The sequence below is a fragment of the Sphingomonas phyllosphaerae genome (assembly GCF_029623345.1).
GTDB lineage: Bacteria > Pseudomonadota > Alphaproteobacteria > Sphingomonadales > Sphingomonadaceae > Sphingomonas > Sphingomonas phyllosphaerae_C.
Genome location: NZ_JAPYKH010000049.1, coordinates 1 through 3,377 on the forward strand (window position 1 = coordinate 1; position 3,377 = coordinate 3,377).

Genomic DNA, 3,377 nt, shown 5'->3' on the forward strand with positions numbered 1-3,377 from the left:
CCGAAGATGCGCCGTGCCTCATGCCCGAACATCGCCCAGCGCGCGCCATAGAGACCGGCGAACAGGATGAAGAGCGCGATGTTGAAGAACCACAACACCTCGCCAATCGGTTTGAGCGCGGGGCCGATGCCGGGCACCTGCGGCAGCGCGAGAGCGAGGATGCCGGTGCCCATGGTCGCGGCAAACCAGTTGGGTGTGAACTGGCGGATCATCTCGCGCGGGTGATCGAGCCTGCTTAGCGGCTTGAGGCCGGTCAGGGCCGAAGGTGCGTCGGCAATCATGCGACCTGCTCCTTGATGAGGTCCGTCAGCGCGTCGGCCGCGCGGGTGCGATAGCGTTCCTTGTGGCGCAGCGCGTGGAAGGCGCGATCGGGTAACTCAAGCGCCAGCTCGACCAGATCGCCGGCCTTGAGCGCGCGTGCGACGACCAATCGCGACAACACAGCGACGCCGGCACCGGCCTCGACCGCGGTACGCACCGCCTCGTTGGACGGCAGCGTCATCGCTACCGTCAGCTGGGCCGGATCAAACCCGCGCGTTCGCAGCACCTCCTCGAAGGTCGAGCGCGTGCCCGAACCCTGCTCGCGGACGATCCAGCGTGCAGCGCGAAGCCAGTCCTCGTCGACACGCTCGGCGTCCCTGCGTCCGACCAGCACCATCGGATCGCGTCCGACTTCCCAATGCGCCAGCGCTGGTTCGTCCACTTCGCCTTCAACGAAACCGAGTTCCGCCGCTCCGCTAAGGACCTGCGCTGCCGCGCCTTCGGTGTTGTCGATCGCCAGCTCGACCGCGATCTGCGGGTGGCGCTCGTGGAAGGCGGCAAGCCTTGCGGGCAACCAGTAGCTTGCGATCGTCTGGCTGGCGACGATCCGCAACGAACCACGGGCAAGCCCGGCATAGTCCGCCAGCATCGTCTCGGCATGCGCTGCCCGCCCCAGCACCGCGCGCGCTTCCTCCAGAAAGCCGCGGCCCGCTTCGGTCAGCTGGATGCCACGCCCGACGCGGTGAAACAGAGGAACCCCGTAGCGCGCTTCGAGGGCCGCGACCGCGCCGGAGGCAGCGGACTGCGTGACGTTCAGCACCTCTGCTGCCTTGGTGACGTGTTCGCGCTCGGCGACACCGACGAATATTCTGAGTTGCTCCAGGGTCATGCAGCTTATATCGCGCAATCTTATCGATACGACCAACCGTTTGATCCGTTTATTTCAATCTGGATATCGGAACGATCGGTAATCCTTCGTCTGCGATAGTCTTGAAGGCTTGAAGCGATCCGCGCGCTTGCGGCGTTGGTTCGTCCATGACTGATATGATTGAGCGCAAATCCGATCCCTACAACGCCGAGCCGACGCCCGGCGCGCTGATCGAGCGGTTCCTGACGCCGCAGGCGCTGTTCTACGTGCGCAGCCATGGTGCAGTGCCCGATCTGCCTGCCGATCACCGGATCGAAGTGAGCGGGACGGGCATGGCGAGCCGCTCCTTCTCGGTGGAGGAACTGAAAAGCGCGTTGGCCACGCGAACGGTGACGGCAGTTCTCCAGTGCGCCGGCAACCGGCGCACGGATCTCCAGCAGGTCGCTAAAACGTCCGGCGACCCCTGGGACGTGGGCGCGATCGGCAATGCGGAATGGACCGGCGTACGACTGTCCGACGTACTGGATGCCGTCGGTGCGCCGAATGCGTCCGACCTGTTCGTGGCGTTCACCGGCGCGGACGAGGTGGACGTCGAAGGCGAGGAAGCATTGTTCGGGGTCTCGATCGCCATGGACAAGGCGCGGCAACCCGACGTCCTTATTGCCTGGGCGATGAACGGCGAGCCGCTGACGCCCGAACACGGCGCACCGCTCCGCATGGTGGTGCCGGGCTATGCCGGGGTGCGGAGCGCCAAATGGCTGACACGGATCGAGGTGCGCGAGACGCCATCCGACGCACCGATCCAGGCGCACGACTACAAGCTCTTTCCTGCCGATGTGACGAGCGACACCGTCGACTGGAGCCAGGGTCTGACCATCAATGCCATGCCGCTCAACGCCGCGATCTGCGTGCCCGGCTCTGGCGAAAGCCTGCCGGCCGGGGAGGTGCGGATCGAGGGCTATGCCATCGCCTATGATCGCCGCGTCTCTCGGGTCGAAGTGTCGGTAAACGGTGGTCGCGACTGGCAACAGGCGACGTTCACCGATGATCCGGAGGCGCACTGGGGTTGGCGGCGCTGGACCCTCGACGCCACGCTCGCCAAGGGGCGCCAGCACCTTGTCGTGCGCGCCTTCGACGAGACTGGACAGGGTCAGCCCGAGCGGCCGGATACGGTGTGGAACTTCGCCGGCTATCTGTGCACCGCCTGGCATCATGTGCACGTGCTGGTCGAATGATCGAAGCATCAGCGGCATCGGACCTCGGCTTCTGGATCGATGCGATCGGGCGGCTGGTGGTGGCGACCGCGGCTGGGATGGTGCTCGGCTGGGAACGCTCGCGCGAGAACCGGCAGATCATGGGATTGCGAACGCTGGGTCTGGTCGGTCTGGCGAGCTGCATCGCCGTGCAGGCGATCGTGCACAGTGGCTTGCCGAACGTAAACGCCGATGCCGCAGGACGGGCGATGCAGGGCATTCTGTCCGGCGTCGGCTTCATCGGTGCCGGCGCGGTGCTGCGGGTCGGCCAGGGTCAGGAAGTGCATGGATTGGCGACCGCCGCGTGCATCTGGGTCACGGCCACGATCGGCGCGGCAGCAGGGTTGGCGGTGTGGCCGCTCATCATCGGCGGGTTGAGCCTTGCGATGCTCGTACTGTTCGCGGGCGCTCCGCTCGAACGTCGCATTCGCGAGCGGGCCAGGCTGACTCCGGCAGAGGCCGACCGGAAGGATGCCGAGCGCAAGCCGTGATCCCGCTGGTCCGCCCAGTGCCTGTCGGCGCTAAGAAGCGGCCAGGCGCTATCAGGAGACAAGCCCCGCATCGGCCTGGCGCCGGACCTCATCGGCGATCGGATGCAGCTCGGCAGCGGGTCGCTCGCCCACTACACTATAGCCGATCCCGTCGACAGCCCATGTGACCCGGCCCATGGTCCCGCTGGACGTGCTGGTCATGCTTGCGCTCTTGTCGATCTGCATGGGCCTCGTCAGCACCGCGAGCTTCGACGCCTGCGGTCCATCGTAGAGGAGCAGTGCCGCAGGACCGTGGGGCGTCGCGACCAGCCGCCCCCCACCATAGCGATATCCCGCCGTGCTGAGGTCCGGGATCGTGACGCGCTCACCCAATCGAGCGGAGGTCCATCGGATCAGCATGGCGCGCTGGTCGGGGCCGATCTCCGCCGGTCGTATCCGGTCGGCGGCATAGACACGGAAATTGTCACTCGCCTCGTTGGCCAGCGCCGCGATACCCGCGCGGGG

General features: G+C 66.4%; 4 protein-coding genes and 1 pseudogene. 2 read left to right on the plus strand and 3 right to left on the minus strand.

Annotated elements, in window-relative coordinates; genetic code table 11:
• Together QBJ89_RS20015 and QBJ89_RS20020 are read right to left on the minus strand one after the other, a co-directional pair.
• Nucleotides 1-281 (minus strand): annotated as a pseudogene (locus QBJ89_RS20015) (C4-dicarboxylate ABC transporter); the annotation flags it as partial.
• Nucleotides 278-1,150, minus strand: a complete 873-nt coding sequence (locus QBJ89_RS20020) for a LysR family transcriptional regulator (protein ID WP_277982209.1) — start codon at nucleotides 1,148-1,150, stop codon at nucleotides 278-280. The gene QBJ89_RS20020 and the pseudogene QBJ89_RS20015, both read right to left, overlap by 4 nt.
• A gap of 146 nt (nucleotides 1,151-1,296) precedes the next feature.
• Here QBJ89_RS20020 and QBJ89_RS20025 point away from each other — a divergent pair, with 146 nt between their 5' ends.
• Complete coding sequence (locus QBJ89_RS20025) at nucleotides 1,297-2,364, plus strand: sulfite oxidase (protein WP_037529332.1); 1,068 nt, start codon at nucleotides 1,297-1,299, stop codon at nucleotides 2,362-2,364.
• Entirely contained in the window at nucleotides 2,361-2,873 is a 513-nt protein-coding gene (locus tag QBJ89_RS20030; RefSeq protein WP_052149081.1) for an MgtC/SapB family protein, read from the plus strand. The genes QBJ89_RS20025 and QBJ89_RS20030 overlap by 4 nt, the downstream gene beginning before the upstream one ends.
• 51 nt (nucleotides 2,874-2,924) lie before the next feature.
• On the opposite strand, the gene QBJ89_RS20035 is transcribed toward QBJ89_RS20030, so the two are convergent.
• A partial coding sequence (locus QBJ89_RS20035; RefSeq protein WP_277982210.1) for a hypothetical protein occupies nucleotides 2,925-3,377 on the minus strand: 453 nt, incomplete at its 5' end.